The sequence below is a fragment of the Ruegeria sp. CDSC068 genome, from assembly GCF_059610545.1.
Genome location: NZ_JBXWNV010000001.1, coordinates 156,996 through 172,183 on the forward strand (window position 1 = coordinate 156,996; position 15,188 = coordinate 172,183).

The 15,188-nt window shown below is 56.6% G+C and carries 13 protein-coding genes; 9 read left to right on the forward strand and 4 right to left on the reverse strand.

Features of this window, described 5'->3' with window-relative positions; translation table 11 throughout:
- Positions 1–271 precede the first annotated feature (271 nt).
- From AC2FID_RS00705 to AC2FID_RS00745, 9 genes are all read left to right on the forward strand, one after another.
- Positions 272–2,470: a hypothetical protein gene (locus AC2FID_RS00705; RefSeq protein ID WP_496834944.1), complete on the forward strand. Its 2,199-nt coding sequence runs from the start codon at positions 272–274 to the stop codon at positions 2,468–2,470.
- Between the two features lie 75 nt (positions 2,471–2,545).
- Positions 2,546–2,866, forward strand: coding sequence for a hypothetical protein (locus AC2FID_RS00710; protein ID WP_496834946.1), 321 nt, complete (start codon positions 2,546–2,548; stop codon positions 2,864–2,866).
- Positions 2,867–2,880: 14 nt separating this feature from the next.
- Positions 2,881–3,954: a hypothetical protein gene (locus AC2FID_RS00715; protein WP_496834947.1), complete on the forward strand. Its 1,074-nt coding sequence runs from the start codon at positions 2,881–2,883 to the stop codon at positions 3,952–3,954.
- A complete protein-coding gene (locus AC2FID_RS00720; RefSeq protein WP_496753510.1) occupies positions 3,951–6,017 on the forward strand; it encodes a glycosyltransferase in 2,067 nt (688 codons plus the stop codon). The genes AC2FID_RS00715 and AC2FID_RS00720 overlap by 4 nt, the downstream gene beginning before the upstream one ends.
- Positions 6,014–6,448 (forward strand): hypothetical protein, encoded by a 435-nt coding sequence (locus tag AC2FID_RS00725; RefSeq protein WP_496834950.1) that lies wholly within the window; start codon positions 6,014–6,016, stop codon positions 6,446–6,448. Before AC2FID_RS00720 ends, AC2FID_RS00725 begins: the two co-directional genes overlap by 4 nt.
- Before the next feature lie 31 nt (positions 6,449–6,479).
- Positions 6,480–6,950 (forward strand): putative molybdenum carrier protein, encoded by a 471-nt coding sequence (locus tag AC2FID_RS00730; protein WP_160116496.1) that lies wholly within the window; start codon positions 6,480–6,482, stop codon positions 6,948–6,950.
- 96 nt (positions 6,951–7,046) lie between these two features.
- A complete protein-coding gene (locus AC2FID_RS00735; protein ID WP_282150869.1) occupies positions 7,047–7,724 on the forward strand; it encodes a response regulator in 678 nt (225 codons plus the stop codon).
- 51 nt (positions 7,725–7,775) lie between these two features.
- Positions 7,776–8,945: an FIST N-terminal domain-containing protein gene (locus tag AC2FID_RS00740; protein ID WP_496834952.1), complete on the forward strand. Its 1,170-nt coding sequence runs from the start codon at positions 7,776–7,778 to the stop codon at positions 8,943–8,945.
- Positions 8,946–8,948: 3 nt separating this feature from the next.
- Positions 8,949–11,153 (forward strand): PAS-domain containing protein, encoded by a 2,205-nt coding sequence (locus AC2FID_RS00745; protein ID WP_496834954.1) that lies wholly within the window; start codon positions 8,949–8,951, stop codon positions 11,151–11,153.
- A gap of 4 nt (positions 11,154–11,157) precedes the next feature.
- Here the strand turns inward: AC2FID_RS00745 and AC2FID_RS00750 are convergent, their stop codons facing one another.
- Genes AC2FID_RS00750 through AC2FID_RS00765 form a run of 4 tightly spaced genes read right to left on the reverse strand, consistent with a single transcriptional unit; the run spans position 11,158 to position 15,123 of the window.
- Positions 11,158–11,937 (reverse strand): SDR family NAD(P)-dependent oxidoreductase, encoded by a 780-nt coding sequence (locus AC2FID_RS00750; RefSeq protein ID WP_496694914.1) that lies wholly within the window; start codon positions 11,935–11,937, stop codon positions 11,158–11,160.
- Entirely contained in the window at positions 11,934–12,872 is a 939-nt protein-coding gene (locus tag AC2FID_RS00755) for an SDR family oxidoreductase (RefSeq protein ID WP_496834956.1), read from the reverse strand. Before AC2FID_RS00755 ends, AC2FID_RS00750 begins: the two co-directional genes overlap by 4 nt.
- Entirely contained in the window at positions 12,857–13,771 is a 915-nt protein-coding gene (locus AC2FID_RS00760) for a bile acid:sodium symporter family protein (protein ID WP_496694916.1), read from the reverse strand. Before AC2FID_RS00760 ends, AC2FID_RS00755 begins: the two co-directional genes overlap by 16 nt.
- Complete coding sequence (locus AC2FID_RS00765) at positions 13,768–15,123, reverse strand: flavin-containing monooxygenase (protein WP_496694918.1); 1,356 nt, start codon at positions 15,121–15,123, stop codon at positions 13,768–13,770. Before AC2FID_RS00765 ends, AC2FID_RS00760 begins: the two co-directional genes overlap by 4 nt.
- Positions 15,124–15,188 lie beyond the last annotated feature (65 nt).

Consider the following 15,188-nt stretch of genomic DNA (forward strand, 5'->3'; position numbering starts at 1 on the left):
ATCATCAATGATTTGACGAACCCCATTTTACTGAAATCGCTGAGCCGACGCAGATGGTGCCAGGGCACAGACTGGGCCCACAACGGCGCATCCTTCCCTTGCGAAAACGGCAATAGTTGTACGTCGAACACCGGATTACTTGTCTTCCACCGGTCAATTTTTTATAATGCTTCGTACATTTTTTTGAATTTTTTGATGTTCACGAGTGTAATTGGTTTGCCCGAGTTGCGACAGCGAAGAGCGTGTTCCGGCGGCCAGTTCGGGGGTATTGATGACAAAGGCCAGCGATCCAAAAGCTCGCCCTGAAGTTGCCAAAAAAGACGCTAACAAAGTGTCGGGTGTTTATGACTTTGTGCAATCTCCTGAATGGCAGGAGGTGCTTGATAACGCTCGCAAACAGCAAGAAAACGATGCCCCGGCAGGCAAAAGAAACGTTGGCGCTGCGCAACCGGCAGGGCCGGGCGGACAAAAACCGACGCAATCAACCGCTGGTTCGCAGCCGGCAAACGCGCAAAATACATCGGCGGGCCAGCCTAAAACCGCCGGTACGCCGACCCAGGCAACCAATTCACGCCAGCCCGGTGAGTCGGTTCAAAATGGCACTGCAGGGGGTTCCGGCAGCCAATCCGTCAACAATAACAGCCACGCGGCCGAAAACGTCCCACGCGATGAACGAGGCGAAGCAAGCGCCGCACTGCCCAATGGCGGGCCCGTGCCGGGCATGCATCCCGACAATATCCCAGAGGATCTGATCAACCCCGAGCCGAGCCTAAAACTGTCCGAGGATGAAGTTGCGGATCGTTTGCGCAAGAACCTTCTTGAAAGGATCGAAGACCAGAAACGTTCTCGTCGCAAGATGCGGTTGGGTATGATGGCGGCGGGGTGCGGCATCGGTGTGGTTGCGTCGTCTTCGGTTTTTCTGATCCTGTCTGGATTGAGCGCGTCCGGCCCAAACGAAAATGTGGGCCTGACGAGCCAGGAGGCCATGGCGACAAGCGCGATCACGCAACAAGACGCCGAACTGGCCCAGCTTCCGGCGACCTCTGATGTAACACGCGGCACGGAGGATCTGGCTGTAACCTCCACGACCGTATTCGATAAGTCATCTGAGTCGATTTCGTCTGACGATGACACAGGCGCGCCAGAAGACTTGGCGTCGCTGTCATTGCCCCTATTAGAGGCGTCCGGGCCGTTGGACGGCATCGAACCAGAGGTGTCACGCCTAGCCCCTAATGTCCGGTCTTTCGTGTCGACCCTTGTCCAGCCGCCGCTGCCGATAACCCCGCTAAGCTATCGACCTCGGGAAGAAGTGAACCTGGGTTTCGTCCGCTTTCAATCCACGCCCGAGATTTTCAGCACTTCTGTCGCTTTGCTTGAAACGACTGTGTCGGCGGCAGAACCCGAAGAGTTCCTGGAAGCCGCAACCGTCACGGCGACAGCAAGCATAACTGCAATGCGCTCACCCGTGATTCCGATCCAGCCTGGTGCATTGGAGCATGCGGCATCGCAGGTGCCAATGGATGTCCACCAGATTGCGCCTGAGCTCGCGCGTGGGTATCAGCCGGACGTGGGCACCCAGACAGGCGAAGCAACTGTTTCGGATTTTTCCCTGCCGGAGGCCCTGGCTTTGCTTGAAATCGAAGAACCGCCGGAAGCGCGCGTTCTGGTTGAGCCCGTCGCAACGTCGAACACGGTTGCATCGGACCTTGCCGTGCAGCAGGACGGCACAGGGATTTCTGCCGAGATCGCGCAACCGCTGCCATCAGAGCCTCAGCCGGAACCTGTAGAATTGGCGGCTCTGCCTGTTTCGCCGGAACTGTACGGCGCGCCGTCTCCGCTGATGATACCAGCCCCCTCGCAGACATCTTCCGCTTTGCAGGTACCTATCCTTGCGCAGAGACCAGACCCGCTGGAAACGCCAAACTCGCCGCAAGCACCACTTCCGTTGGATGCCGTGGTGTCATTGGCGCCCTTGCTGCAAGAAGCTTCAGCGCCATCAAAGCCTATCGAACGCACAACTTTGCCGGATGAGGCAATCACCTCATCAGAACCAGAGCCGGCACAAGCAAATTCTGTGGTGGCCTTCCGGATCTATGCGCCAACCAACGTGCCGCAGGGTGTTGTTGATTCTATGGTGACCAACCTGACGTCGACGGGGCACGAGCTGAACGGACAGGCCCGTGTGGGGTTTGGGATCACTCAGTCAAACGTTCGCTTCTATCACAAGCAGGACGAGGAAAGAGCGGCCGCACTCGCCAGGGATTCGGGCGCATTGCTGCGGGACTTCACAGGGGCCAACGTCAAAACCCCTAATGGGATCATTGAGTTATGGTTGGCAGGGGAAGGTTCGGGCGTCGCCGCGGTCAAGCGGACCACTACGCGATCCACGAGCAGTGCTCAATCCCCCAACCGCGTCAATCGCCTGAAAAGTCAGGTCTTGAGCAAACTAAAAAAAGCGACAACCCAATAACTGTGTTTTGAGCTATACTGAAAAGGACTGATTCAATTTTGTGTACTGTTAATTATTTCCGACGAGGTATCCACAATGACGGATAGACGACTTATCGGCATCGTAACTGCTCTGCTATTTTTGTCGACGACCCAAAACGCGCGTGCCGAGATTACGCTTGAGCACCTGCTGGTCATCGACCAAATGCTGTCCACCAATGACATTCAGGCACTGTATTCCTACCTCGACAAAAACCCCCAGCTATTGAGCGGCGATGATGAACTGTCGCTGGAGCTGCGGAGCTTTCACGAGGTCGCCTCGGTTGGAGATCTGGATTTCAGCTATGCCTCCAGCTCACCGGCCAGCGACGAGAACCGTTCGACTGAGAATGCATTCGCCGCGTCGCTGCAACACTGAGCCGGATGTCGGAAATGCTTGCCCTTGAGCGATCGAACACGCCTACGATCGCTTATGTCATCGAGCCGCGGTTTTCTGGCGGGACTTCTGCGGCTGTGGCCGCCGAATTGCCTGTGGCCGCCGAATTCGGGCAGGTGGTCGTCCACGCGATCACATCCAAAACATTTGGCACCAACCAGCAAGTCTCGCCGGTTTTACGGCGGGTGCTGGACGAATTGAATATTCCGATCATTTGGGACGCGCTGCGGATCAGCGCGGATTTCGTATTTTTGCACAACCCGTCTTTTCTGAAATTTCAGGACACGCTTGGCACAAGGATCATTGCGCGCGAGCTGTACGTGATAACGCATGAGAATTTTCTGCGCCCAGGCGGGGCAGAGGGGTTTGATGTTTCAAACTGTCTAGGCCAGATCGAAGCCTCAACAATTTCTCTCAGGAAAACACTCGCACCGATATCACCGTATAACCGAAACGGTGTCGTTGACTGGTTGGCAACGTCTCGCGTGGCGCGGCAATGGGACGTTTTGGGCTCTGACTGGTTCAACATTTGCGAGACCGAGATGAGCGCCCCGTGTGAAACGCCACAGGACCGCCGTGGGCGTCATTCACGACCCGGATTCGAGAAGTTCCCGGTTATTGCTGATTTGGACAGCTGCTTTCCAAGCCACTCTCAGTGCAATGTAATTCTTGGAGCCGATGCCTTGTTGAATGCCCGTGTTCTTCGCGCGCATTGGACCTTGCTTCCCTTTGACGCCATAACTGTGCAAGAGTTCTTTGGAATGATTGACTTTTTTGTATATTTCACGGCACCGACCTGGCAGGAAAGTTTTGGTCGCGTTGTGGCCGAGGCGGTTGCCGCAGGTAAGGTTGTTCTAACCAACCCCGATACTGGTGCCACGTTTGGAAATGCCGTCTTGACTTGCCAGCCATCTCAGGTGGACACAATCATTGCCGACCTGATCGCCCAACCGCAAAAATACCATGATCAGGTGGCCAGATCGCAATCGGCGCTGCAGAACTACTCTGCAGGTAAATTCAAGGCGATGCTGTCGGGGGTTTTGTCCGCCGACAGCGAGGTGAATAAATGATCTATGTCGAAGTCGGCACACGCTCATTGCGGTCGTTTGACACGCAGTTGATCTTTGCCGAGCAGCTTGCCGCACGTGGCTTCAATGTGTGCATTGATGCCGATTATCTGCCCGAGGATGCAGGGCGTGGCAGGATTTACGAGGCAGCCAAGTTCCTTGTCGACCCGGGCGAGAACAAGGCGCAGACCGTATTCGTGCTGGGTGCCGAAGAGATCGACGATTTTCTTCTTGCTTCGCTGCGGAACAAACAGCTCGACCCGAGTGTTCCGGTTGTTGCGACGGGCCGCTTTTTGACCCAGCAAAGCTATATCGCGGCCAAGGCACGGCTGGCCTATGCGCTTGGGCGCGAAGCCCACGTGATTGACCTGACAGATTTTCAACCACGTCCAGTGCTGCCATCGACCTCAAGCCCTTTGGTGGCGGATATTCGGCCCGTATCGCGGCGGTCCAAAAGGGTGGTGCCGAACGTGACCCTTGTGTTGGGTTCGATGGAGTTGGACAACCCCGAGACGCTGTCCTGCTTTTCCCGTATGAGCAGCCAGGGTGGCTATAACCTGAAACTCATCGTCAGCGGCGCGCAGAATGAGGCGATCAAGGCGTCGCCGTTTCACGATTTGCCGACCTATCTGTATACCGGACTGTCGCCGCTGACCTTGGCAAACTCGACGGATATTCTGGCGATGTTCGGTCACGGGATCGCTGGGGTTCGCATGGCCGCTTTTGCGGTCGAGCTGATTGCAGCCGGCGGCGTTGCAATCGACTGTACCGATGATGAGGTTCTGATGTCTTCGGGCGCACCTGCTTTGCTTGGGCCCAAGACTCCTTTCGCGTTGGATGGGTATCTAATCGGCAATGTGATCGGGAACGTGCCGCAAATTGTCGAACAGGCCTCGAAATCCCAGTGGTTGCATACAGTTGACATTTCGCGCCTGGAAACGGCTGCAGGTCTGACGGCGAAACAGCGTCAGACAGAACAGGACAAGCGCAAAACCCTGTTTTTCCCCACGAACGGCGTGGGGCTGGGCCATGCACAGCGGTGCAGCATCATTGCCCGTGAAATGCCGGACACCATGACAAAAATGTTCGCGGCCTTTCCCAGCTGCGTCCCGCTTGTTCGCCGTGAGGGTATAGACTGTATCCCTCTGGTTCAGCGCACCGATACAAAGACCAATTCAGATGGCAATGACGTGCTGACTTATCGGCGTCTTGGTGCCGTGCTTCAGGAAAACGACACGCTGGTTTTTGACGGCGGCTACGTGTTTGACTCCGTCTACCGGGTGATCCGTGAACGCAAGTTGTCGGCGGCTTGGATCCGGCGCGGGTTGTGGCCCGAAGGCCGGTCAAGGCAGACCATGCTGCGCCGCGAAAGCGTGTTTGACCGTGTCATCGTACCTTCCGAGGCATTTGACGAGTTGAACGACGCCTACAGCTATGGTGACCATGTGCATTATGTCGGGCCAATCGTGCGTCAGGTGGAACAATCCGCCGCGAAAAAAGAACAGCTCAGGACCCGGCTGGCGGAACGTTTCGGGCGCGACTTCAAACAGCTGGTTGTCAGCATGCTGGGCGGCGGCGTCGCATCGGACAGGTCTGCACAATTGCAGGCGATCTCGGGCATCCTTGAGGCGCGCGATGATTGCCTGCACCTTGTTGTAACATGGCCCGGAAGCACGGTTCAGCCTGCCACATTCGGTTGGAAAAACACCCGCGTGGTTCAGACACTGGAGGCGACCAAGCTTAGCCTCGCCGCAGACGTGGTCATATCTGCGGCCGGATACAACTCGGTCCTTGAGATGCTGTACCATCGCATCCCGGCGATATTTATTCCGCAGTCAGCCCCCTATCTGGACGATCAGGAACGGCGCGCCGCAGCTATGGCCGACCGAGACTTGTGCGCCGCCATCACCGAACGTGAATTCATGACGCTCGAGCGCACAGTGGCAGATTGGCTGGATCACGACGGAGCCGAATTTTACCGATCTGCATTGAATGGTTTTGAGCTGCCCAAAACGGGGGCAGTCAAGGCCGCCGAATTGCTAACCGAATTGGGGGCGCGGATATGACCAGTGATCTATGGTTCGAAATCCTCAGCAGAGCGTCGCCAAATCGACCCGAGCCGTTGGACGATCTGATCAATGAGGATCGTGACACCAAGCCGCTTGGCAAGGTTATCTTTCCGAATATGCGGCTGGCCCCCTCGCTCATGCTGTGGGAACGGGAGCCCGGCGGCCCGGTGCATATCGGCGTGCGGGTGCATGAACCACCAGAAACGCCATATCGTATCGCAAGGCTGTTGGCCGCCGCCGCGATGGAGCGGGAGGTTTTTCCCGTCATTCTCAGCCGAGTGGACTATTGCGGGCTTGAACGGTTCGGGTTTCGGGTCGAACGCGTTCCCGAAGAGGCTGCTGCAGCCCAGGCCGCCGAGGAAGAAATCAGAAAATACTGGGATCTGGCGATTATCATTGACGGGCATGAAATCGGTCTGTTGGGCTAGCAAGGCGCTGATTTAGGGTAAGGAGCGTCTTGTGAAAATCATAACCGGCGGACAAACAGGCGTTGATATGGCGGCTTTCCAGTTCGCTTTGGAAAACGACATTCCCTATGGCGGCTGGGTTCCGAAAGGCCGCTTGAATGAGGCGGGCCGCATTCCGGATCGCTTCTTTGGTTTGAATGAAACACAGTCCGCGGATGTCGCCGAACGCACTAAGCTGAACGTTTTGGCCTGTGACGCTTTGCTGGTGTTTGTGGATGGATCGACCAGTCCGGGAACGCAGTTGACGATCGATTTTGCGCAAGAGATCGGAAAGCCTTATCTGGTCGTTGATCTAGGGCAGGGGCTTGAGGCGTGTGCGCGCCAAGTAAAGCAATGGGTCATGGCGAGGCCTAATACGATATTGAACATCGCTGGCCCCAGAGAAAGTGAAGCCCCCCAGATCGGAGCCAAAGTGACAGCGATCTTACGTCAATCGATTTTGCCCCAAAGCCCCGAGGCATAGCCAAACTTTGGTTCCGGCTATACGACGTTTCGCCAGTAGGCGCGGCACCCGACGGTTGCTAGGGTTGGGACAACCAGATTGCGAAGGCCAAGTTTCATGTTTGCAAAAACCGCCGGACAGATTGATTTTGACAAGGTCCTGATCGTCGATGACCATCCACTGTTTTGTGATGCTTTGTCGATGACGCTGCAAAGTGTCACTCGTATCGGTGAAATCCACACCGCAGATCGATTGGAAAACGCGATTGCTCTGATTGCCGGTGGGTTGCGACCAGATGCGGTCATACTGGACCTCAACCTGCCGGATGTGGACGGGCTTGAAGGTTTGGTGCGTGTCAAAGCGGCCACCGATGCACCGGTCATCGTGGTGTCGTCGATTTCAGAGAACCGCGTGATCAGTCAGGTGATCCGTGCGGGTGCCTCAGGTTATGTCCCCAAGCACAGCCAGCGAGACGTATTTCGTACAGCTTTCGAGACAGTTCATTCCGGAGACGTCTTCGTGCCAGACGGTTTTGCACTGATTGATGACGATGCAGATACCGAACACAGCGACGCCGCAAATCGGCTTGCCACATTGACCAATCAGCAATCGCGCATTCTGCAGCTTATTTGTGAAGGCAAACTGAACAAGCAGATTGCGTTTGATCTGTCCATTGCCGAAACCACGGTCAAGGCGCATGTAACTGCAATCATGCGTAAACTCGGCGTGCAAAGTCGTACGCAGGCCGTGCTGCTGGCCAAGAAGGCTTCTCTTGCCAGCGTCTTGCAAGAATAAGCCCACGCGCCATATCATATGAAAACGTTGCGCTTCAGGGAGGAGGGCAGGATGAACCAAGCAGTCGGGTGGACGACAGTTGCTGCCCGTGCGCCAGGTATCGTCAAAACGGGCTTTGTACATCGCGATACGGATCAGGCGATTGAAAAACTCGCCGGATCGTTGGGCGATGATCTTTTGTCCTTGGTTATTCTGTTCGTGAGCTCCGGCGCGGATGCGGCGGCGGTTATTTCCGAGGCAGTCGATGCTTTTGCACCAACGCCTGTAATCGGATGCACCACAGCGGGCGAGCTTGCAGATTGCGGCTATGGCGAAGATCAGATTGTCGCCATCGGACTACCGTATTCGCATTTCGAGGTGCGCACTCTGTTGGTGCCCGAACTTGGGAATTTCTCGGCGCAGGACATCATTGACCAGATGATCCGCAACCGTAACGAAATGGCGGCGTCCGCACCGGATTGGAAACACGAGTTTTCCTTTTTGATGATCGACGGTCTGTCGACGAAAGAGGATGCGCTGACGTCGGAACTCGCTGTTGGACTGGGGCCGGTGCCCTTGTTCGGTGGGTCCGCAGGGGACGGAACCCATTTTGAGGCGACCTATGTGTTGATGGACGGTGAGGCCATGCAGAACGCGGCGATCCTGACGCAGGTTCGCACGCGCTGCCCGATAAAAGTGTTCAAGACGGATCACCTGGTACCAACGGCGCGGCGTATGGTTGTCACCAAGGCCGATCCGGCAAACCGTATCGTGCAGGAAATCAACGCCGAGCCAGCCGCGCGCGAATATGCCCGTCTACTTGGAAAAGACCCTGAACAGCTGACGACCTTTACCTTTGCGGCCCACCCGCTGGTTGTGCAGATTGGCGGCCAGCATCATGTGCGGGCCATTCAGCGCGTCGCGGGCAATGGTGACCTTGTGTTCTTTTCCGCGATTGATGAGGGGCTGGTGCTGACGCTGGCCGAACCTCGCGACATGGTTTCGCATCTCGAGGAAGAAATCGCTGCGCTGACACAGACCACCCGTCCGGACACGATCCTGGGCTGCGATTGCATCCTGCGCCGGCTGGAGGCACAGGAAAAGCAAAAGACGGGCGAGATTTCGCGACTGCTTGCTGAGAACCATGTCGTGGGGTTTTCGACCTATGGCGAGCAATTCAATTCGATCCATGTGAACCAGACGCTGACCGGCGTCGCGATTTACCCCCCGGAAGACGGGTAGGCGATGATTGAATCTCTGACCGACCCCAATGATCCGCTTGATCGGCAAAATGAAAAGCTGTTGAAAATCGTCGCGGCCCTGATGCGGCGGGTTGAAGAATCCACTGACGCCTCGGGCGCGGCTTACGCACAGTTTCAGCGGGCTGCCATGCTTGAACAGGAAGTGCGAGCGCGGACGGATGACCTTGAGCGGGCGTTGGACTTGCTCAACGACTCGAACGCGCGCCTCGCGCAGGCCAATCAGGAAACCGAAGCCGCCCGCGCAAACCTCGCCAATGCGATCGAGGCGGTGCAGGAAGGGTTTGCGCTGTTCAACCGGGATGAAGAAATGGTTCTGTGCAATAGCCGCTTTGGCCTGCATATGCCTGACATCCAAACCAAGCTGACACCGGGGCTGCGGTTCACCGATTATGTCGGGTTGGTCAGCCAGTCCAGGTTCCTGTCCCTACCTGGAGTAGTTTCCCCAAAAGACTGGGTGCAACGGCGCATGGCGCGCCATGCTGAAGATCACGTTGTCTTTAACATCCGCCTTAGCGGCAACCGCTGGATGCAGGTGTCGGAACATCGGACACCGGATGGCGGCACCGTCATCTTACAAACGGATGTGACAGACATTATGCGGGTCGAGCGGCAGGAAAGGGACCGTATCCTAGATGACCAGGCCCGGCTGATCCGCGCGACACTGGAACATATCGATCAGGGGGTTTGTATCTTTGACAGCAAGCTGCGTCTGGTCGGGTGGAACAACCGCGCCAGCGAACTTCTGGCCATTCCCAACGCGCAATTTCAGATGGGAGCACCGTTCCAGACGTTGTTTCACCGGTTGAGCGCGACCATCAGTTTTGAGGGCGGCGTGAGCGACGCTGACCTGCTGGCCTGGGTCAATCGCTCGACCGAGCGCCCGCCGTTGCAATTCCAGATGCACAGCGGTCGTGCCAAGATATTGTCAGTCTTCGCGCAGGAAATGCCGGATCGGGGTTTCGTGATTTCCTTCACCGATGTGACGGCTGAAAGAAAATCCGCACAAGCCCTGGTCGAGGCCAAGGAACTGTTGGAACAGCGCGTTGCATCGCGAACAATGGAGCTTGCTGACGCGCTGAACGAAGCAGAGCGTGCGAACGCATCAAAATCGCGCTTTGTCGCGGCCGCCAGCCACGACCTGTTGCAACCTCTGTCGGCTGCAAAACTCTACGTCTCGACATTGGGCAGTGGATTGGACAAGGCCGATGCGCGCGCAGTCGCGGTGAAAGCAGAGAGCGCCCTAAACAGTGTCGAACACATTCTTGAGGCGCTGCTGGATATTTCGAAACTGGATTCCGGACGGGCATCGGTTCACTTATCCTCGGTCCCGGTCGGTGAGCTTTTTTCCCAGATGGAGGACGCCTTTAGGCCTATGGCGCAAGCCAAGGGGCTTGGGTTGCGATTTGTCGGCACTGATACAGTTGTCAGAAGTGATGCCAGTTACCTGCGGCGTGTTCTGCAAAACCTGCTGTCAAATGCGATCCGTTACACGGAAATGGGCAGGGTTCTGGTCGGTGTAAGACGACTGGGGAAGACCGTTTCGATCCAGGTTTGGGATACAGGGATTGGGATCGCGCCAGACCAGAGAGACGTTGTTTTTCAAGAGTTTAAACGTATTCATTCAGACGCCAGTGCGGCCGAAGGGATGGGTTTGGGCCTTGCCATTGTGGAGCGCGCCTGTGGTTTGCTGAAACATCCGATAAATTTGCAGTCCGAACTGGGGCGCGGAACCGTTTTTTCAATCACGGTTCCATCAGCAGGCCAGGCACGCGATGCGCTGAATAGTGGTGAGCCGTCGATACAGTCGCGCTCGGACGTGCTGCACAGGACGGTTGCCTTGCTGATTGAAAACGATGACAACCTGCGCGGCGCGCTGTGCATGACGATGGAAAACTGGGGCGTTCAGGTATTGGAAGCGGCCAGCAAAGATGAGGCGGCAAACCTGTTGCACGAGATCGGGATTTTACCGGATGTCATTGTCGCCGATTTTCAACTGGACGGCGGCAAGACCGGGACCGAAGCCATTGCCGAACTGACGCGCGAATTCGGGCAACTGCCCGGTTGCATCATTTCTGCTGATCGTTCGACCGAATTGGCCGCTTCTTGCAAGACGGCAGGCTACCTTTTGCTGCACAAGCCGATTGATGCACGAAAGCTAAAATCCGTGTTAGAGGCTTCGGTCAGTTGACAGGTCAGGGCGTTCGTTGCCTACCTACCGTTCGCATCATCTGACGGAAATAGAGCTTTGGTGCCAGACGGTTTACCAGATTGGCGATCTGTGCGATCCGCCCGACTGGGATGTAGTCTTTACGTCGCCGGTAACCTTGCAAGATTACCTGCGCCGCCGCTTCCGGCTCCATGTAGTCGATACCATCCGAGGCAGAGCCGGGGCGAACGAACCCAGCGTCTGCGGCCTCCGGTCGCCCGATATTAGTCGCCACAAAGGATGGCGCGGCGATGGAAACGCGAACCCCGTGGGCGGATTCCTCGGCGCGAAGGGACTTAAAGAACCCCTCCATCGCGTGTTTGCTGGCTGCATAGGCGGTTCGATGGATGAGCGGTGCAAAACCCGCGACGGAAGAGATCGCAAGGTGCGTACCCTTGGCTTTCCTGACCGCGTCCAGAAAATCCTGAGCGCAAGAAACTGCAGCGAAATAGTTGATTTCGAACAAGTTTCGGTGCGAGCGCATATCGCTGTCCGAAAACGCGGAAATCTGCGAGACACCTGCATTGTAGATCACCAGATCTATGGAGTCCCTTGCCGCAATGATCCGGGTGCAGTTGTCTTTGCATTGATCAGCGTCGGTCAGATCACAGGCATAGGTGCTGACGTCATCCAGATTGGCAAGCGCGTCAAGTTCTTGCCCCGGTAAATCAATCAATGCGGTATGCCAACCGTCGGCCCTTAGCGCAGCGGACAATGCACGGCCCAGCCCTCCGGCTCCTCCTGTAATGACAGCGGTTGGTTTCATTGGGTAGCCTCCCACCAGCGATCGAACGCCTCGGCACTCGTGAATTTGGGGTGATAGCCGAATTCGCCTTTCAGCGCGGCGTTGTTCAACACAGGGCGATACAGAAGAAAACGCACTTGCTCTGGGCCATAACGCGACAGACGCAGCGGGCGGGCAATGGTCAGAGCGGCCCTGACCACCGCCGGAGATAGCCGACGCAACGGTTTGCTCATCTGTGATGCGATCTGTGAGATGGTCAGCGCGCCGTCGCCTGCAACATTGAAAACGCCGGCAGGCCCCTCCGTGGCCGCACGAACCAGGATATCGGCCAGATCTTCATCCCAGATGAACACAAACGGGCTGTCTGACCCTTTCAGCCCCAGCAGACGGGGTTTGTGAAACAGGGCCGTTATCTGATTTTCAACCTTTGGCCCCAGCACAGTCCCCACGCGCAGAACAACCTGTTCGAGGCCGGGCGTGGTTTGTCTGGCTTCGGCCAGCATTTCTTCGACCAGCCGCTTGTGCCAGGAATAGGCAAACTCCCGATTGCCTCGTATCGCATCCGTTTCGCGCAAGGGAACCGGGTTATCGGCATGATACCCATAAGCGGCCCCCGAAGAGGTAACCACCAGACGCTTGACCCCGGCGGCAATCGCCGCATTCAGCACATTTCGGGTACCTTCGACATCAACCTGATATTCATGGTCTCTGGTCGAGCTCGGACCGGGGGTCACGATGGACGCCAGATGAACAATGGTGTCCGGTTCTTCGGCCATAATGACGTTGAGAGGCGCGTTGCCGGTGACATCTATCCGTACGAACCGTGCATTTTTCGGCAAGTTGGCGGGTTCTTGAATATCGGTTGCGGTGATCGTGATGTCGGCACGACCGCCCAACCGATGCAACAGGGCAGTGCCCACCGCACCGGCGGCACCGGTGATCAGGATGTGGCGCATTCGAGCACCTCTCGTCTTGCGAAGAAGGCGGCCAGAGCCAACCCCGAGATTGCGTGCCAGATGCCCCAAAGTGCGGCGGCCACCGCCATTCCGCCAAGCCCTCCGAAAAAGGCGAAAATCAGGATGAGGCCAAGGCCCGAGTTCTGTATCCCAGTTTCGATTGTGACAGACCGGCGGTCGCGTTCCGACAGATTAGCGGCCGTCGCGGTCAGATACCCGCCCATAAAAGCCAGCGCGTTATGCAGGATGACGATTCCGATGATCGCGGTCGCAAAATGTCGGAAAATTCCCCAGTTCGCGGCGAGCGCCACCAGGATGAAAGTGATAAAGATCGCCATCGAGAGCCACTGCATCGGGCGGCGGATTTTATCGGCGACGGCTGTGAAGCGCGCATTGACCAGCATGCCAAGGATCAGGGGCAAGATAAGCATGAAGCCTACCGTAATGGCTACTGCGACTGGGTCGATTTCTGTCCTTTGCAGGATTTCTCGTGTTGGGGCGTAAAGATTCCCCCACAGCGCAACATTAGCGGGCGTGATGATGATCGCGCCGACGGTTGCGAAAGCTGTCATCGACACCGAAAGGGCCACGTTTCCGCCAGCACGGTGCGTCATGAAATTCGAGATGTTCCCTCCCGGGCAGGCCGCTACAAGGATCAGCCCCATCGCGACCGACGGTAGTGGATTGACCACCAGCAGCATCAGAAAGGTGAGTGCGGGTAGAACCAAAAACTGGGATGCCAGCCCAACAAGCAACGGTTTCGGTCCGCGCAGGATCCGGCGAAAGTCATCCATCCTAAGATCCAGCGCGATTGAGAACATCACGACGGCAAGGATGACGTTCAGCAGCTTTAGGTTGCCTGCATCGAAGTTCAGCGCGACATCGTCGATCCCGTTCATGACTGGGCCGCTTTCAACGCCGCGATCTGTCGGGTCACTTCACCGCGGTAGGTCGCTTTGTCGACGTAGTAAGCCATCCGGGGCAGGTCGATATAGTTCATGCCGCCGGTCGCACGTTCGAATTTTTGGGATTTGGTCGAGTGAATGGCCTTCGCGGCAGAGTTTCCGGATCTTAGTCCCGCGATGTAGCGCGCCACCATCTCGGCCTGTTCGTGCCGTCCTTGCCACCCAAGGCCTGACGCCTCGATCATTCCCAGAATGAACAGATCATCGCGGGTTGGGTGCATGCAGTTCAGGTACAGGTGCGGGGCGTCGCCCTGCCAGTTCAAGTGTGACTTATCGATGAACGGGTAGTGCAGTTTATATCCGGTCGCGGCCAGAACCATGTCATATTCAACACTGGTGCCATCACGGAAATGGACGGTCTTGCCGTCAAATCTTTCAATGTCAGGGCGCACCTTCAAATCGCCATGCCCGGCGTGGAACAGGATCAGCGAGTTGACGACGGGGTGGGACTCGTACAGGGCGTAATCTGGCTCGGGAAAGCCATATTTCTGCGGATCACCCACGAACCATTTCAGGATTGCACCGTCGACTTTTCGTTTCAGCCACATGGGCAGATTGATCTTCCCGCCCAGCGTGTCGGCCGGAACACCGAAGACGTATTTGGGTACAAAATAGTACCCCCGGCGCATCGAGATATCGCAGGACTGCCCGTGGTGAATGGCGTCAACCGCGATATCGCAGCCCGAGTTTCCGGCCCCGATGACCAGAACCCGCTTGCCTGTGAATTGCGTAGGATAACGGTAGTCCGAAGCGTGGATCAGCTCGCCTGAAAACTCTCCCTCAAACTTGGGTAGGTTGGGTTCGGACAATGTGCCGTTGGCGATCAGGATACCCGCAAAGATCTGGCAGTGCTCAGTGCCTGCCTTGTCACGCCATTTCACCTCCCATCCGCCTGCATCCAGCGGTGTGGTACTCAGGACCTCGGCACCAAAGTGATAGTGCTGGTACAGGTCAAATGCGTTTGCGAAGTCGTGGAAATACGTCTTGAGCTCGCGATGTGATGGATACTCCGCCGTTTCTTCCTGCATAGGGAAGTCGGTGAATTCGGTCATTTTCTTGGACGATATGAGGTGGGCGGTCTCGTACATCGTAGACCGAGGGGCGTCGATGTTCCACAGACCACCCACATCGTCAGCCAGTTCAAATCCTTGAAATGGCACTCCCTGCTCGACAAGTGTCTTGGCCATTGCCAGACCCATTGGCCCAGCTCCGATCAGAGCAAAACACTCTTCCGGGCGGGCCTTCACCGTGACCGGCTGGCCCGCTCCGACTTGCACCTGTTCCATTCGTTTCTCCTCCTGCGACACTATTTATCTTGAACGATCGTTCGAAATAAGGCAAATTAGTTTTT